This window comes from Streptomyces sp. SID10853 (assembly GCF_010548145.1).
In the GTDB taxonomy this organism is placed as follows: Bacteria; Actinomycetota; Actinomycetes; order Streptomycetales; family Streptomycetaceae; genus Streptomyces.
This window is the reverse complement of sequence record NZ_JAAGLN010000181.1, coordinates 1-14466: the sequence shown is the minus strand read 5'-3', so window position 1 is coordinate 14466 and position 14466 is coordinate 1. Positions and strand designations below refer to the sequence as shown.

At 71.1% G+C, this 14466-nt stretch carries 13 protein-coding genes and 1 pseudogene; 9 read left to right on the top strand and 5 right to left on the bottom strand.

Features of this window, described 5'->3' with window-relative positions; translation table 11 throughout:
• The coding region (locus G3I19_RS26760) for a DEAD/DEAH box helicase (protein WP_164266273.1) at positions 1-1447 on the bottom strand (1447 nt) is incomplete at its 3' end.
• A gap of 377 nt (positions 1448-1824) precedes the next feature.
• Here G3I19_RS26760 and G3I19_RS26755 point away from each other — a divergent pair.
• On the top strand, positions 1825-2550 hold the full coding sequence (locus G3I19_RS26755; protein WP_164266272.1) for a ferritin-like fold-containing protein: 726 nt from the start codon (positions 1825-1827) through the stop codon (positions 2548-2550).
• A 49-nt stretch (positions 2551-2599) separates the two neighbouring features.
• On the opposite strand, the gene G3I19_RS26750 is transcribed toward G3I19_RS26755, so the two are convergent.
• The 4 genes from G3I19_RS26750 to G3I19_RS26735 form a co-directional block, all read right to left on the bottom strand.
• Positions 2600-2866, bottom strand: a complete 267-nt coding sequence (locus G3I19_RS26750) for a hypothetical protein (protein WP_164266271.1) — start codon at positions 2864-2866, stop codon at positions 2600-2602.
• Positions 2867-3071: 205 nt separating this feature from the next.
• Positions 3072-3299, bottom strand: a complete 228-nt coding sequence (locus G3I19_RS37720) for a DUF3107 domain-containing protein (RefSeq protein WP_266853361.1) — start codon at positions 3297-3299, stop codon at positions 3072-3074.
• A 128-nt stretch (positions 3300-3427) separates the two neighbouring features.
• A complete protein-coding gene (locus G3I19_RS26740; RefSeq protein ID WP_164266269.1) occupies positions 3428-4069 on the bottom strand; it encodes a TetR/AcrR family transcriptional regulator in 642 nt (213 codons plus the stop codon).
• A 140-nt stretch (positions 4070-4209) separates the two neighbouring features.
• Positions 4210-4470 (bottom strand): hypothetical protein, encoded by a 261-nt coding sequence (locus G3I19_RS26735; protein WP_203600297.1) that lies wholly within the window; start codon positions 4468-4470, stop codon positions 4210-4212.
• Positions 4471-4581: 111 nt separating this feature from the next.
• On the opposite strand from G3I19_RS26735, the gene G3I19_RS26730 reads away from it, so the two are divergent.
• The 8 genes and pseudogenes from G3I19_RS26730 to G3I19_RS26700 form a co-directional block, all read left to right on the top strand.
• A complete protein-coding gene (locus tag G3I19_RS26730; protein WP_164266268.1) occupies positions 4582-5565 on the top strand; it encodes an alpha/beta hydrolase in 984 nt (327 codons plus the stop codon).
• Between the two features lie 8 nt (positions 5566-5573).
• Positions 5574-6941, top strand: coding sequence for a DUF3152 domain-containing protein (locus G3I19_RS26725; RefSeq protein ID WP_164266267.1), 1368 nt, complete (start codon positions 5574-5576; stop codon positions 6939-6941).
• A gap of 100 nt (positions 6942-7041) precedes the next feature.
• Positions 7042-7104, top strand: a pseudogene (locus G3I19_RS38360) (Ms4533A family Cys-rich leader peptide); the annotation flags it as partial.
• Positions 7105-7268: 164 nt separating this feature from the next.
• Positions 7269-9002 (top strand): ABC transporter substrate-binding protein, encoded by a 1734-nt coding sequence (locus G3I19_RS26720; RefSeq protein ID WP_164266266.1) that lies wholly within the window; start codon positions 7269-7271, stop codon positions 9000-9002.
• Between the two features lie 2 nt (positions 9003-9004).
• On the top strand, positions 9005-9997 hold the full coding sequence (locus G3I19_RS26715; RefSeq protein WP_164266265.1) for an ABC transporter permease: 993 nt from the start codon (positions 9005-9007) through the stop codon (positions 9995-9997).
• Between the two features lie 2 nt (positions 9998-9999).
• Positions 10000-10989 (top strand): ABC transporter permease, encoded by a 990-nt coding sequence (locus tag G3I19_RS26710; protein ID WP_164266274.1) that lies wholly within the window; start codon positions 10000-10002, stop codon positions 10987-10989.
• Positions 10986-12722 (top strand): ABC transporter ATP-binding protein, encoded by a 1737-nt coding sequence (locus tag G3I19_RS26705; RefSeq protein WP_164266264.1) that lies wholly within the window; start codon positions 10986-10988, stop codon positions 12720-12722. Before G3I19_RS26710 ends, G3I19_RS26705 begins: the two co-directional genes overlap by 4 nt.
• Positions 12723-12922: 200 nt before the next feature.
• Positions 12923-14466: DUF3492 domain-containing protein (locus G3I19_RS26700; protein ID WP_164266263.1), on the top strand; the 1544-nt coding region annotated here is incomplete at its 3' end.

Genomic DNA, 14466 nt, shown 5'->3' with positions numbered 1-14466 from the left:
TGCGCCTGCGCTGGCGGGGCGTACGCGGGGCGCGCTCCTCCTTGACGGCGGGCGCGGGCACGGACGCCTTGCGGCCACGGCCGCCGGTCTCGCCCAGGTCCTCGACCGCCTCGGCGCCGAGCCCGGCACGCGTACGCTCCGCGCGCGGCAGGACGCCCTTCGTGCCGGTGGGGATCCCCAGCAGCTCGTAGAGGTGGGCCGAGGTGGAGTAGGTCTCCTCCGGCTCGTCGAACGGCAGGTCGAGTGCCTTGTTGATCAGCTTCCAGCGGGGGATGTCGTCCCAGTCGACCAGGGTGATGGCCGTACCCGACTTGCCCGCGCGGCCGGTGCGGCCGATGCGGTGCAGATACGTCTTCTCGTCCTCGGGGGACTGGTAGTTGATGACATGCGTCACATCGTCCACATCGATACCGCGGGCAGCGACGTCGGTGCAGACGAGAACATCGACCTTGCCGTTGCGGAAGGCGCGCAGCGCCTGCTCGCGGGCGCCCTGGCCGAGGTCGCCGTGGACCGCGCCCGAAGCGAAGCCGCGGGTGGCGAGCTGCTCGGCGATGTCGGCCGCCGTCCGCTTCGTACGACAGAAGATCATCGACAGTCCGCGGCCGTCCGCCTGGAGGATGCGCGAGACGAGCTCGGGCTTGTCCATGGAGTGCGCGCGGAAGATGTGCTGCGTGATGTTCGCGACCGTCTGGCCCTCGCCGTCGGGCGAGGTGGCGCGGATGTGCGTGGGCTGCGACATGTAGCGCCGGGCCAGACCGATGACGGCACCGGGCATCGTCGCCGAGAACAGCATCGTCTGGCGCTTCGCCGGCAGCATGCTCATGATGCGCTCGACGTCGGGGAGGAAGCCCAGGTCCAGCATCTCGTCTGCCTCGTCGAGGACGAGCGCGCGGACGTGGCCCAGGTTGAGCTTCTTCTGGCCCGCCAGGTCGAGCAGCCGGCCGGGGGTGCCGACGATGATGTCGACGCCCTTCTTCAGGGCTTCGACCTGCGGCTCGTAGGCCCGGCCGCCGTAGATGGCGAGCACCCGGACGTTACGGACCTTGCCCGCGGTCTGCAGGTCGTTGGTGACCTGCTGGCACAGCTCGCGGGTGGGGACGACGACGAGCGCCTGCGGGGCGTCCGTCAGCTGGTCGGGCCTGGCCCGGCCCGCCTCGACGTCCGCGGGGACGGTGACGCGCTCCAGGAGCGGCAGTCCGAAGCCGAGCGTCTTTCCGGTGCCGGTCTTGGCCTGGCCGATGACGTCGGAGCCGGAGAGCGCGACGGGGAGCGTCATCTCCTGGATGGGGAAGGGGGACGTGATGCCGACGGCTTCTAGGGCTTCGGCGGTCTCGGTGAGAATACCGAGGTCTCGGAACGTAGTCAGGGTGCTGCCTCTTCTGTGAGACGCGGACCGAGGCGAACAAGGGGGTCGTACCGTGCCGTACAGGCGCGGGACCACTGCCATCGCTCAAGCGCTCGTGCCGCTGAGGGGGCCCCTCACATCGAATCGGTGAGGGCGGTCAGGTGGAGCCGATCGGGCCACCGACCGGGCATCCTCATTCGGATGGCATGCCAAAACATTTGGCAAGCGCATTACCACTGTACCCCTAAATCGCGCAGGTGCGTTGGGTGAATTCATGAGGAGACCGAGGCCACACCGGTCTGCCGGTGTCACACGGGCCTTTCCTGGCCCCCGTTTCCCGCCGGTCACAGGGCCCCCGCCCGGTCTCCGCCCGATTCTCACCGGGGACGCACGCGCACCCCACGCGCGCCCGGCACTCATCGCGCCGGGACCGCGCTCGGCAATTCATCCCCGGCGGGCGGAGCGCTATTGTGCGGTCCATGCAGACGCCTGACACCGCCAAGGAACAGACCGGTATCGCCGCGCAGAACTGGGACACGGCGTCGGCCGACCCGAGGTACCACGCCGCGGTCGTGGACCTGCTCGGCGCACTCGCGTACGGCGAGCTGGCGGCCTTCGAGCGCCTCGCCGAGGACGCCAAGCTCGCGCCGACCCTGGCCGACAAGGCGGCACTGGCGAAGATGGCGTCCGCCGAGTTCTCCCACTTCGAGCGGTTGTCCGACCGGCTGGCCGCGATCGATGTGGAGCCCACGGCGTCCATGGAGCCTTTCGCCCAGGCCCTGGACGACTTCCACCGCCAGACCGCACCGTCGGACTGGCTGGAGGGGCTCGTCAAGGCGTACGTCGGCGACTCGATCGCGAGCGACTTCTACCGCGAGGTCGCGGCCCGTCTGGACACCGACACCCGCGAGCTGGTGCTCGGCGTGCTCGACGACACGGGCCACGGCAACTTCGCCGTCGAGAAGGTACGCGCGGCGATCGAGGCGGAGCCCCGGGTCGGCGGGCGGCTGGCCCTGTGGGCGCGACGCCTGATGGGCGAGGCGCTGAGCCAGGCCCAGCGGGTGGTGGCCGACCGGGACGCGCTCTCCACGATGCTGGTGGGCGGCGTCTCGGACGGCTTCGACCTGGCGGAGGTCGGCCGGATGTTCTCCCGGATCACCGAGGCCCACACCAAGCGGATGGCCGCACTGGGCCTGGCCGCGTAACGACACGGTCCGGAGAACGGCAGTCCGGGGGCGGCGGCCGGGGCGCGGGCTACACCGCGGCCGACCGCCGGATGCGGTGGACAGGGCGCAGCAGCAGGGAGAGCACGACCGCGCCGATCACCACAGCGCCCAGCAGGACCACCGGGCCGTGGCCGGGGCCGAGTGCCGAGCGGGTGAGGAAGGCGCCGAACAGGGCGCCGACCGGGCCGGTCGCCAGGACCACGTGCCGGGACGGCAGGCGGGCGGGCAGCTTGCGTGTCGCGTACCAGGCCAGCGCCAGGCCGAGCAGTAGTGATGCGAAGGCTTCCCAGAGCATGTCTTCCCTTCCGCGCGCCGCTGCGAATCGTGTGAACCAGCTGTGAGCTGACTGATCCTTTACTGATTCCGGTCTTACCCGGCGGCCGCGGAACGCAATCCTTGCCACTGCAGGACCACACGCACGGGGACGGCCCGGCGGTCGTGTTGACCGCCGGGCCGTCCCCGTCGTCCGTCCTGCTGCTGTGCTGCCTGCGGAGCGCCGGTTACAGCGCGCCGAACCCGACCCTGCGGGTCGCGGGCTCGCCGAGCTCCACGTAGGCGATGCGGTCGGCAGGCACCAGGACCTTGCGGCCCTTGTCGTCCGTGAGGCTGAGCAGCTGCGCCTTGCCGGCCAGCGCGTCGGCAACCGAGCGCTCGACCTCCTCGGCGGACTGCCCGCTCTCCAGAACGATCTCCCGGGGTGCGTGCTGAACCCCGATCTTGACCTCCACGGCTATGTCCCTCCGACGGTCGTGCGGTGCGCGGTCAGCCGCGCCGTACGCAGCACACATTAGCCGGGCCGGGCGGCCGGCAGGACGTCAGCACCGCACGCCCGCAGCGAACACCGCTCAGGACCGGGTCAGCTCTGGTCGCTGCCGTGCAGCGGGAAGCCCGCGATGCCGCGCCAGGCCAGCGAGGTGAGCAGCTGCACCGCGGTGTCGCGCGGGATGCCGGACTCGCTGGAGAGCCAGTACCTGGCCACCACCTGGGAGACGCCGCCCAGGCCCACGGCCAGCAGCATCGACTCGTCCTTGGAGAGCCCGGTGTCCCCGGCGATGACGTCCGAGATCGCCTCGGCGCACTGGAGCGACACCCGGTCCACGCGCTCGCGCACCGCGGGCTCGTTCGTCAGGTCGGACTCGAAGACCAGGCGGAACGCGCCGCCCTCGTCCTGGACGTACGCGAAGTAGGCGTCCATCGTCGCCGCCACGCGCTGTTTGTTGTCCGTGGTCGACGCCAGTGCCGTACGGACCGCCTGGAGCAGCGACTCGCAGTGCTGGTCAAGCAGGGCCAGATAGAGATCGAGCTTGCCCGGGAAGTGCTGGTAGAGCACGGGCTTGCTGACACCGGCACGCTCGGCGATGTCGTCCATCGCCGCAGAGTGGTAGCCCTGCGCGACGAACACCTCCTGGGCAGCGCCCAGCAGCTGATTCCGTCGTGCGCGGCGCGGCAGCCGCGTACCCCGCGGACGCGCTGCCTCGGTCTGCTCGATGGCTGTCACGCCGCCTCCCAATGATTGAACAAGCTCAGTTGAACAAGCACACGCTGGTGCGTCGCTGCCCGCCATCGTACTTTTGGGTAACCCGGCTGTGTGTGGTGCGGACGCAGAATTTCATGGACCGGACAGCTGGGGAAGCGCTTTCAGCGGTAGTCGTCCTCGTCGACGGGGACCACCCGGGCCTGTTCCGTGGCGTCCGCCTCGTTGGCCTTCGCCGGATCGATGCCGGTCAGCGGGTCGTCCTCCTGCGGTGTGAGGTCCTTGCGCTGCTCCGCGCTGTCGGCCGGATCGGCCTCCGCGTCCCCGGCGTCCCCGGCGTCCCCGGGGTTCTCGGGCACCGCGGGGTCCTCGGTACCGGCATCGCTGTGTCGGGGGTCCGTGCTGTCGCTCGGTTCGGTCGGCATAGTCGCTTCCCTTCCCTCTCTACCGAGAGTAGGAGCCCGCGCCCCGGAGCGCGATGTGTCTGTGACAGCGAACACACGGATACCCGCGTGATCGTCTCGTAACATCGCCTTATGTCTTCGACCGAGCTGCCGGGAATCGCGGCCGCCACTCCGGCCACCGGAGCGAGCGCCGTACGGATCGCGGAGGGAGAGGAACTGCGGACCGTCACGCTTCCCGGGCTGACGCTGGCCCTGCGCTCCCGGCCCCCGGCGCGGCCCGGGCTGCCGCCCGCGTTCTACGTGCACGGGCTCGGCGGCTCCTCGCAGAACTGGTCGGCGCTGATGCCCCTTCTCGACGACGTCGTGGAGAGCGAGGCGCTCGACCTGCCCGGTTTCGGCGACTCACCGCCGCCCGACGACGGGAACTACTCGGTCACCGGTCACGCCCGCGCGGTCATCCGGGTGCTCGACGCGAGCGGCCGCGGCCCGGTCCACCTCTTCGGGAACTCGCTGGGCGGCGCCGTCACCACCAGGGTCGCCGCGCTCCGCCCCGATCTGGTGCGCACCCTCACCCTGATCTCACCGGCACTGCCCGATCTGCGCGTACAGCGCACGGCCGCGCCCACCGCGCTGCTCGCGGTGCCCGGTGTCGCCGGGCTCTTCCAGCGGCTCACCAGGGACTGGACACCCGAGATGCGCACCCGCGGCATGCTCGGCCTCTGTTACGGCGACCCGTCGCGCGTCAGCGAGGAGGGGGTGCGCAACGCGGTCGACGAGATGCGGCGCCGCCTTGAACTGCCGTATTTCTGGGATGCCATGACCCGGTCGGCACGGGGCATCGTCGATGCGTACACACTGGGCGGGCAGCACGGGCTCTGGCGTCAGGCACAGCGGGTGCTGGCCCCTACGCTGCTGGTGTACGGGGTCAGGGACCAGCTCGTCTCGTACCGTATGGCCCGCAAGGCGGCAGCCGCGTTCCGCGGTTCCCGGCTGCTGTCGCTGCCCGATGCCGGGCATGTGGCGATGATGGAGTACCCGGAGCTGGTCGCGACCGCCTTCCGGGAGTTGCTGGACGACAACAAGTCGCGGGACGACAACGACACCAGTGGGAGCTGATCCGGGGAGTGGGACGTCACAGCCGTCGGGAGGGTGCGCCTCGGGGCGTGGAGGACACCTCGGGCGATAACGCCGGCAGCGGCGCGGACACCGGGACCCAGGCACGTGCCGAGGCCGGAACCGGTCGCCGCAGGCGGACCGCGGCCGAGGCGGCGGCGCCGCAGGTACCACAGGCGCCACGGACATCACAGGCGCCACAGACATCACAGGTGCGCGGCGGTCACCCCCAGCAGTCCGAGGGGGGTACACCGGGGCCCGAGCGGTACGGGTCCTGGCAGGGCGTCGGGCGTGGGCCCCAAGTGCCCGGCCCGCGCAAGGAGTTCGTGGATGCCTTCACCGATCTGCCCGCCCGGGGTCCCGGCTGTGCCGTCAGCTCGGGCACGCTGAGCGCCTCGGACACCGCGGAAGCGGAAACCGCGGCTCCCGCCGGTGGTGCCGATACCGGTGGCGCCGGTACCGGCAGTGCCGGAACCGGCGGCGCCGCGACCGGTGGTTCCGGCGCCGGTCAGGGCGGCAAGGGCGGTACGGACGACGCGGACAGCACGGGCAGTACGGGCAGTGCGGCGGGCAAGGGCGGCCGGGGCCGTACCTTCGCCGGGATCGGCGCCGCTGCCGTGATCACCGTCCTCGCGGTCGTGGTCGCGGGCCAGGTCGTCGGCGGAGGCGGCAGCCACCACGACGCCGACGCCGCGGGCGCGGCCAAGCGGGGGACCGGTGCGGGGGCCGCATCGCGCGACGGCAAGCGGGTGACGCCGAAGGCCGCGCCGGTGCCGCTGACCTACACGCAGAAAATGTCCAAGCTCTATCCGCTCGCCCCGAAACTCAAGGCGTCCGGTGATTTCTCCGTGGTGCCGGGATCGGCCAAGGCGCCCGGCCACGGCACCAAATACCGCTACCGGGTGGATATCGAGAAGGGAATGGGGCTCGACGGCGCGCTGTTCGCCGACGCGGTCCAGAAGACCCTGAACGACAAACGGAGTTGGGCGCACAACGGCGCCAAGACCTTTGAGCGTATTTCGTCCGGGCACCCGGATTTCGTGATTACGCTGGCAAGCCCCGTCACCACCGCGAACTGGTGCGCCAAATCCGGTCTCGACACGCTCGAAGAGAATGTGTCCTGCGATTCGGCGGCCACCGACCGCGTCATGATCAATGCCTACCGCTGGGCCCAGGGATCGCCCACCTACGGGGACAGCAAGATCTATCCGTACCGGCAGATGCTGATCAACCACGAGGTGGGCCACCGGCTCGGCCACAACCATGTGAGCTGCCGCACCCCGGGCGCCCTCGCGCCGGTCATGCAGCAGCAGACCAAGTCGCTGGACATCGACGGGATCAAATGCAGGGCCAACCCCTGGGTCTATCCCGAGGGGTGAGACGGCTGTCTCGTTCCGGCGTCCACCCACGTTGACATCGGTCGGCGGGTCGTTCATATTTCTCGGCATGCCGCGCTGCCCCGAGTTCTCCGATCACACCGCCTTTGAGCTGGTGCTGTTCGGCGTGACCGGGCACTGCGTCGCCGACATTCTCTGTAGCTGACCCGCCTGCCCCGGCGTGTGCCGTCTGTTTCTCCCTGCCGCGCCCGGGCCTCTCCCACCCGCAGGCGCGGCATTTCCGTTTTCCCCGGTGCTCCCTTCCGGCGCTGCTGCCTGCGCGGACCTCTGTCACATTCCGCGTACAGCACACCGAGAGGTGCCTTTCCGATGCGTCATCTGTCCCCACGCACAGCGTCCGTGGCGGCCGCGAGTCTGGTTCTGGCCCTGGGCGCTGCCGCCTGCGCCGGGCCCAAGGACAGCGGCAGCGCCACGTCCGGAGCCCACGGCAAGCCCAGCAAGGGCGGCAAGCTCACCGTCCTCAACAGCCAGCCGCAGACGGACTTCGACCCCGCGCGCCTCTACACATCGGGCGGCGGCAACGTCCCCTCGCTGGTCTTCCGTACGCTCACCACCCGCCACCGCGCCGACGGCGCCGCAGGTACGAAGGTCGTCCCCGACCTCGCGACCGACACCGGCAGACCCAGCAAGGACGCCACCGTCTGGACGTACACCCTCAAGAAGGGGCTGCGGTACGAGGACGGCACCCCCATCACATCCGCCGACATCAAGTACGGCATCGAGCGGTCCTTCGCCGCCGAGCTGTCCGGCGGGGCGCCCTATCTGCGCGACTGGCTCATCGGCGGCGCCCAGTACCAGGGCCCGTACAAGGCCGGGGCCGACGGCAAGAAGGGCAAGGGCCTCGACTCCATCGTGACGCCCGACGCCCGGACCATCGTCTTCCATCTCAACAAGCCCGAGGGGGAGTTCCCCTATCTGGCCACACAGACCCAGACGACCCCGGTGCCGAAGGCCAAGGACACCGGCACCAAGTACGAGGAGCACCCGCTCTCGTCGGGCCCGTACAAGGTCGTCAAGAACGAGAACGACGGCGAGCGGATCACCCTCGCACGCAACACCCAGTGGTCGGCGAAGACCGACAGCGAACGCAAGGCGTACCCCGACACCATCGACGTACGCTCCGGGCTCGACTCCTCGGTCATCAACCAGCGGCTCGCCAGCTCCCAGGGCGCGGACGCCGCCGCCGTGACCACCGACACCAACCTCGGCCCGGCCGAACTGGCCAAGGTCACCGGCGACAAGAAGCTCGCCTCGCGCGTCGGCACCGGGCACTTCGGCTACACCAACTACCTGGCCTTCAACCCGAAGGTGAAGCCCTTCGACAACCCGAAGGTGCGCCAGGCCGTCGCCTATGCCGTCGACCGCTCATCGGTGATCAACGCGGCGGGCGGATCCGCGCTCGCCGAGCCCGCCACCACCTTCCTGCCCAACCAGAAGTCCTTCGGCTACACGCCCTACGACGACTTCCCGGCCGGCAGCACGGGCAACGCGGCCAAGGCCAGGGCACTCCTGAAGCAGGCCGGTTACGCCCACGGCCTGACCATCACCCTGACGCACTCCAACGCCAAGGACTTCGAGACCAGCCCGGAGATCGCCACCGCCGTGCAGGAATCCCTGAAGAAGGCGGGCATCACCGTCAAGCTCCAGGGCCTCGAGGACAACGACTACAAGGACAAGACCAAGAACGCGAAGACCGAGCCGGGCCTCTTCCTCGCCCACTGGGGCGCCGACTGGCCCTCCGGCGGGCCCTTCCTCGCCCCGATCTTCGACGGCCGCCAGATCGTCAAGGGCGGCGCCAACTTCAACTCCGGTTTCCTGAACGACCCTTCGGTCAACAAGGAGATCGACGCGATCAACAAGCTCACCGACCTGGACGCGGCGGCCCGCCGCTGGGGCGCGCTCGACAAGAAGATCGGCGCGCAGGCGCTGACCGTGCCGCTCTTCCACCCGGTCTACCAGCGGCTCTACGGCGAGGACATCAAGAACGTCGTCATCAGCGACTGGACCGGTGTGCTCGACATCTCACAGGTAGCGGTCAAGTAACCATGTCGGAAGCCTTGTCGGCCGACGGAGCGGGGGCCGTGCTCACGGCCCCCGCGTCCGGGGCCCGTCAGTTCTGGCGGCGGCTGCGCGGACAGCGCGCCGCCACCGTGGCGGCCGTCGTGGTCGCCCTGCTCATCCTGGTCGCGCTCGCCGCGCCCCTGCTCACCGCGCTGGAGGGCCAGGACCCCAACGTCTACCACCCGGCGCTCATCGACTCGGCGCGCGGCGGCGTACCCGTCGGGCCGCTCGGCGGTATGAGCGCCGACCACTGGCTCGGGATCGAACCGCAGACCGGCCGCGACCTCTTCGCCCGGCTGGTCTACGGGGCCCGGGTCTCGCTCTCCGTCGCGTTCGCCGCGACCCTCGTCCAGGTGCTGCTCGGGGTCGCCTTCGGAGTCGCCGCCGGGCTCGGCAACAAGCTCGTCGACAACGTCCTGAGCCGGATCACCGACGTGGTCGTGGCGATGCCGCTGATGGTGCTCTCGCTCGCGCTGATGGCGATCGTCCCCGACACCTTCCCGCGCCCGGTGCTGGTGGCACTCGTCATCGGCCTCATCGGCTGGGGCGGCACGGCGAAGATCGTCCGGGCCGCGACACTGAGCCTCAAGTCGCTCGACCATGTCGCGGCGGCCCGGCTCAGCGGCTGGAACCAGTGGCAGATCGCCCGCCGCGAACTGCTGCCGTCGCTCGCCGCGCCCGTCATCACGTACGCCGCGCTGCTCTTCCCCTCCAACATCTCGGCCGAGGCCGCGCTGTCCTTCCTCGGCGTCGGCGTCAAACCGCCCACCCCGTCCTGGGGACAGATGCTCACATCGGCCGACGTCTGGTACCAGGCCGCGCCGCAGTATCTGCTGCTCCCCGCCGGGATGCTCTTCCTCACCGTCGTCTCGCTGACGGTGCTCGGCGACGGAGTCCGGACCGCACTCGACCCGCGCGCCGCGTCCCGGCTGCGCATCGGCACCGGACGCAAGCGCGAGAAGGAGGCCGCCGCGTGAACATGGCCGGCTTCCTGCTGCGGCGCCTCGTCGGCGCCGCCGTCACCCTCCTCGCGATCTCCGTGATCATCTACGTGGTCTTCTATGTCGCACCGGGCAACGTCGCCCAGATCACCTGCGGACCACGCTGCTCACCGGTCCAGGTCCACCAGGTCAGCGAGCAGCTGCACCTCGGAGACCCCCTGTATGTGCAGTACGGCCACTTCCTCCAGGGCGTCTTCGCCGGCCGGGACTTCTCCACCGGCACCTCGGTGCTGCACTGCCACGCGCCCTGCCTCGGCCTCTCGTACCGCACCGACCAGCAGGTCACCCAGCTGATCCTCACCAAGCTGCCGGTCACCGCCTCGCTCACGCTCGGCGCGATGGTGATGTGGCTGATCCTCGGGGTCGGCACCGGAGTGCTCTCCGCCTGGCGGCGCGGCCGCCCCACCGAGCGCCTGCTCACCGGGATCACCCTGGCCGGTACCGCGACACCCGTCTTCGTCATCGGTCTGGTGCTGATGATCGTGGTGTGCGGGACGCTGGGCTGGCTGCCGTATCCGCAGTACGTACCGTTCTCCGACGACCCGCAGCAGTGGGCGTGGAATTTGCTGCTGCCCTGGCTCTCGCTCGCCCTGATCGAGTCGGCCAAGTACGCCCGGCTGACCCGGGCCTCGATGCTGGAGACGCTGGCCGACGACCACGTGCGGACCTTCCGCGCGTACGGCGTCGGTGAGCGCCGCATCATCGGACGGCACGCGCTGCGCGGGGCGCTCGCCCCGGTCATCGCGCTGAACGCCAATGACTTCGGCTCGATGTTCGGCGGCGCCGTACTCACCGAGTCGCTCTTCGGCATCCCCGGCATCGGGCGTGAACTCGTCCACGCGGTCAATGTGGTCGACCTGCCGGTGGTGGTCGGCATGGTGCTGGTCACCGGCTTCTTCGTGGTGCTCGCCAACGCCGCGGCGGACGTGCTGTACGCGGTGGCCGACCGGAGGGTGGTCCTGTCATGAGCCTGGTCGATGTCAGGGACCTCGCGGTCACCTTCGACGGATCCGTACGGGCCGTCGACGGCCTGTCGTTCACGCTGGAGGCGGGCGGCGCACTCGGCGTCGTCGGCGAATCAGGATCGGGCAAGAGCGCGTCTGCCTCCGCCCTGCTCGGGCTGCACCGGGGGACCGGTGCGCGGGTCACCGGGTCGGTGACGGTGGCCGGGGTGGATGTGCAGGCCGCGTCCGACGCGCAGCTGCGCGGGCTGCGCGGCGGTGAGGCAGCGATGGTCTTCCAGGACCCGCTCTCCTCGCTCGACCCGTACTACGCGATCGGCGACCAGATCGCCGAGGTGTACCGGGTCCATGTGAAGACCTCCCGCAGGGCCGGGAGGGCGCGGGCGGTCGAGGTGCTCGACCGGGTGGGCATCCCGGACGCCGCCCGGCGCGCCAGGGCACGGCCGCACGAGTTCAGCGGCGGGATGCGCCAGCGGGCGCTGATCGCGATGGCGCTGGCCTGCGAGCCGCAGCTGCTGATCGCGGACGAGCCGACGACCGCGCTGGACGTCACCGTGCAGGCGCAGATCCTCGATCTGCTGCACGGGCTGCGGCAGGAGACCGGGATGGGGCTGCTGCTGGTCACCCATGACGTGGGGGTCGCGGCGGAGTCGGTGGACGAGGTACTGGTGATGAAGGAGGGGCGGGCGGTGGAGCGGGGGTCCGTGTCCGGCGTGCTCGGCTCACCGCGCGAGCCGTACACCAGGGCGCTGCTCGCCGCGGTGCCGAGGGTGGAGACCGGGCGGGCGGAGGTCCGGCGGGCGGAGGCCGGGCGTACGAGGGCCGGAAGCGGGGCGGCCTCGCGCACGGAGACTCCGCTCAAGGGGGCCCGGCCTGCCGGTGCTCCGCCCGTGGGTGCCCTGCACACGGGCGCTCCGGAGCGGATCGCCGTCGCGGGCCTGCCGGAGCGGCCGGCCCCCGGTGCCGGGGGCGCTCCGCTGGTCGAAGCCGTCGATCTCCGGCGGGTGTTCGGCCGGGGAAGGGCCGCGTTCGCGGCGGTCGACGGGGTGTCCCTGACCGTCCACCGGGGCGAGACCCTCGGCATCGTCGGCGAGAGCGGCAGCGGCAAGACCACGCTCGGGCGGATGCTCGTCGGGCTCCTCGACCCCACATCAGGTCGTCTGCACCGCGCCGCCCGGGTGCAGATGGTCTTCCAGGACCCGGTGTCCTCGCTCAACCCCCGGCGTTCCGTGGGGGAGTCCGTCGCGGACCCGCTGCGGGCGCGCGGCGACCGGGACGAGTCGCTGATCCGCGACCGGGTCCGGGACCTGCTGGGCCGGGTCGGTCTCGACGCGGCCCAGTACGACCGCTATCCGCACGAGTTCAGCGGTGGCCAGCGCCAGCGGATCGGCATCGCGCGGGCGCTCGCCGCCGAGCCGGAGCTGATCGTCTGCGACGAGGCGGTCTCCGCGCTCGATGTGACGACACAGGCTCAAGTCACCGCCCTGCTCGCCGAGTTGCAGCGGGAGCTGGGGCTCGCCCTGGTCTTCGTCGCCCACGACCTCGCCGTGGTGCGGCAGGTCAGCGACCGGGTCGCGGTGATGCGGCAGGGCCGGATCGTCGAGGAGGGCGACGCGGACACCGTGTACGGAGCCCCGCAGGACCCGTACACCAAGCAGCTGCTGGCCGCCGTCCCCACGCTCGACCCGGTGCTCGCCGCGGTGCGCCGCGCGGCCCGTAAGGAGTCGGCTGTGGTCTGAACCGGCACCACCCCGAGTAACGGAAAGGCACCGTAGCGCCACAGAACGCTACCGGTGGGAGAAAGTTACGACGGTTCACCCCTTCTGGTGGCGCGATGGACAACCGTCCATCGCGCCACCTCTCTGTCCGCTTACGGTCGTCCCGCTGCGAGTCGCCGTCACCGACGGCGACTGCCTGAAGGGAGACCGGGGGTGTGCTCGTGCGGACAGGACTGCTTACGGACGGTGGTTATCCGTATGCGACAGGTGAGTCGCGGCTCTGGTGCGACCGGCTGGTGCGCGGTCTCGACCAGCACGAGTTCGATGTCTACGCCCTGAGCCGCAGCGCGCAGCAGGAGGCGGCGGGCCGGGTGGAACTGCCGCCCCAGGTGCGCCGGGTGCGCACCGCGCCGCTGTGGACCGCGCCGGTGGCGGGCCGTCGGTACGGGCGTCGCGACCGGCGCCGCTTCGCCGGGCACTTCGGTGACCTGGCGACCGCGGTCTGCGGCGGCGGGCCGGGCTTCGCGGCCGGTCTCTACGGTCTGGCCGAGCTGGCGAGGGAGCGCGGCGGATTGCGGACGGCGCTCCGCTCCGAGACCGCCCTCCGCGCCCTGGAGTCCGCCTGCCGTGCGCCCGGCGCGAGCCGCACCGTGCAGGCCGCCGGGGTCCCCGACCATCTCGCCTTCGCCGATCTGCTGGAACGCGCGCTGCGGCCGCTCTCCCTCGACTGGTACACCGAGGACGGCCTGGGGTCGGCCGACCTCTGCCATGCCACGGCGGGCGGTACGGCCGCGCTGCCGGGGCTGCTGGCCAAACGCTTCTTCGGGGTGCCGCTGCTGGTCACCGAGTACGGGGTCCAGCTCCGCTCGCACTTCCTCGCGGGCGGCGACCGGAGCGCGCCGGTACGGGCGCTGCTCGCCGCCTTCCACCGGGCGCTCGCGGCCGAGGTGTACGGGCAGGCCGCGGTGATCACGCCCGGCAATACGCACGCCCGCCGCTGGCAGGAGAAGTGCGGCGCCGACCCGGCGAAACTGCGCACGGTCTACCCCGGCATGGAGGCCGACCGCTTCGCCGCTGTGGGGGAGGGCGCGGACACGGGCGATCCGGAGACCCTGGTGTGGGTCGGACGCATCGAGCCGGCCAAGGATCTGATCTCGCTGCTGCACTCCTTCGCCGATGTGCGCAGGGAGCGGCCGGGCGCGGTGCTGCGGATCGTCGGTGCGCCGGCCGACGGCCCCGAGGGTGTGGCCTATCTCGCCCACTGCCGGGCGCTGGCCGCGCAGTTGTTCCCGGACGAGGCCGCCGGGGCGCACGCCGTCGGCTCCAACCCGGTGTCCTTCGACGACATCGGCGGCCCGGAGACCCCGGACCTCGCCGATGCCTACGCGGGGGGAGCGGTCGTCGTCCTCTCCAGCGTGGTGGAGGGGTTTCCGGTGAGTCTGGTGGAGGCGATGTTCTGCGGCCGGGCGACGGTCTCGACGGATGTCGGGGCCGTGGTCGAAGTCATCGGTGGTACGGGGCTCGTGGTGCCGCCGCGCAATCCCCGGGCGCTGGCCGATGCCTGCCTCGCGCTGTTGCGCGACCCCGCGCGCCGGGAGCGGCTGGGGGCGGCGGCGCGTGCGCGGGCGCTCGAACTCTTCACGGTCCAGCAGAATCTGACGGCATTTCACGGCATTTACCTCGACCTGATCTCGCACTGCCCGGTCCGGCGTGCGCCGGAGCACGACACCGGGGAGCCCCGGCCCTTCGCACATCCGGCGGAGTC

Excerpts from the sequence above, each read along its gene's own strand:
- G3I19_RS26755 (WP_164266272.1), top strand. The coding sequence starts at position 1,825 with ATGCAGACGCCTGACACCGCCAAGGAACAGACCGGTATCGCCGCGCAG.
- G3I19_RS26750 (WP_164266271.1), bottom strand. The coding sequence starts at position 2,866 with ATGCTCTGGGAAGCCTTCGCATCACTACTGCTCGGCCTGGCGCTGGCC.
- G3I19_RS26735 (WP_203600297.1), bottom strand. The coding sequence starts at position 4,470 with ATGCCGACCGAACCGAGCGACAGCACGGACCCCCGACACAGCGATGCC.
- G3I19_RS26730 (WP_164266268.1), top strand. The coding sequence starts at position 4,582 with ATGTCTTCGACCGAGCTGCCGGGAATCGCGGCCGCCACTCCGGCCACC.
- G3I19_RS26720 (WP_164266266.1), top strand. The coding sequence starts at position 7,269 with ATGCGTCATCTGTCCCCACGCACAGCGTCCGTGGCGGCCGCGAGTCTG.
- G3I19_RS26715 (WP_164266265.1), top strand. The coding sequence starts at position 9,005 with ATGTCGGAAGCCTTGTCGGCCGACGGAGCGGGGGCCGTGCTCACGGCC.
- G3I19_RS26710 (WP_164266274.1), top strand. The coding sequence starts at position 10,000 with ATGGCCGGCTTCCTGCTGCGGCGCCTCGTCGGCGCCGCCGTCACCCTC.
- G3I19_RS26705 (WP_164266264.1), top strand. The coding sequence starts at position 10,986 with ATGAGCCTGGTCGATGTCAGGGACCTCGCGGTCACCTTCGACGGATCC.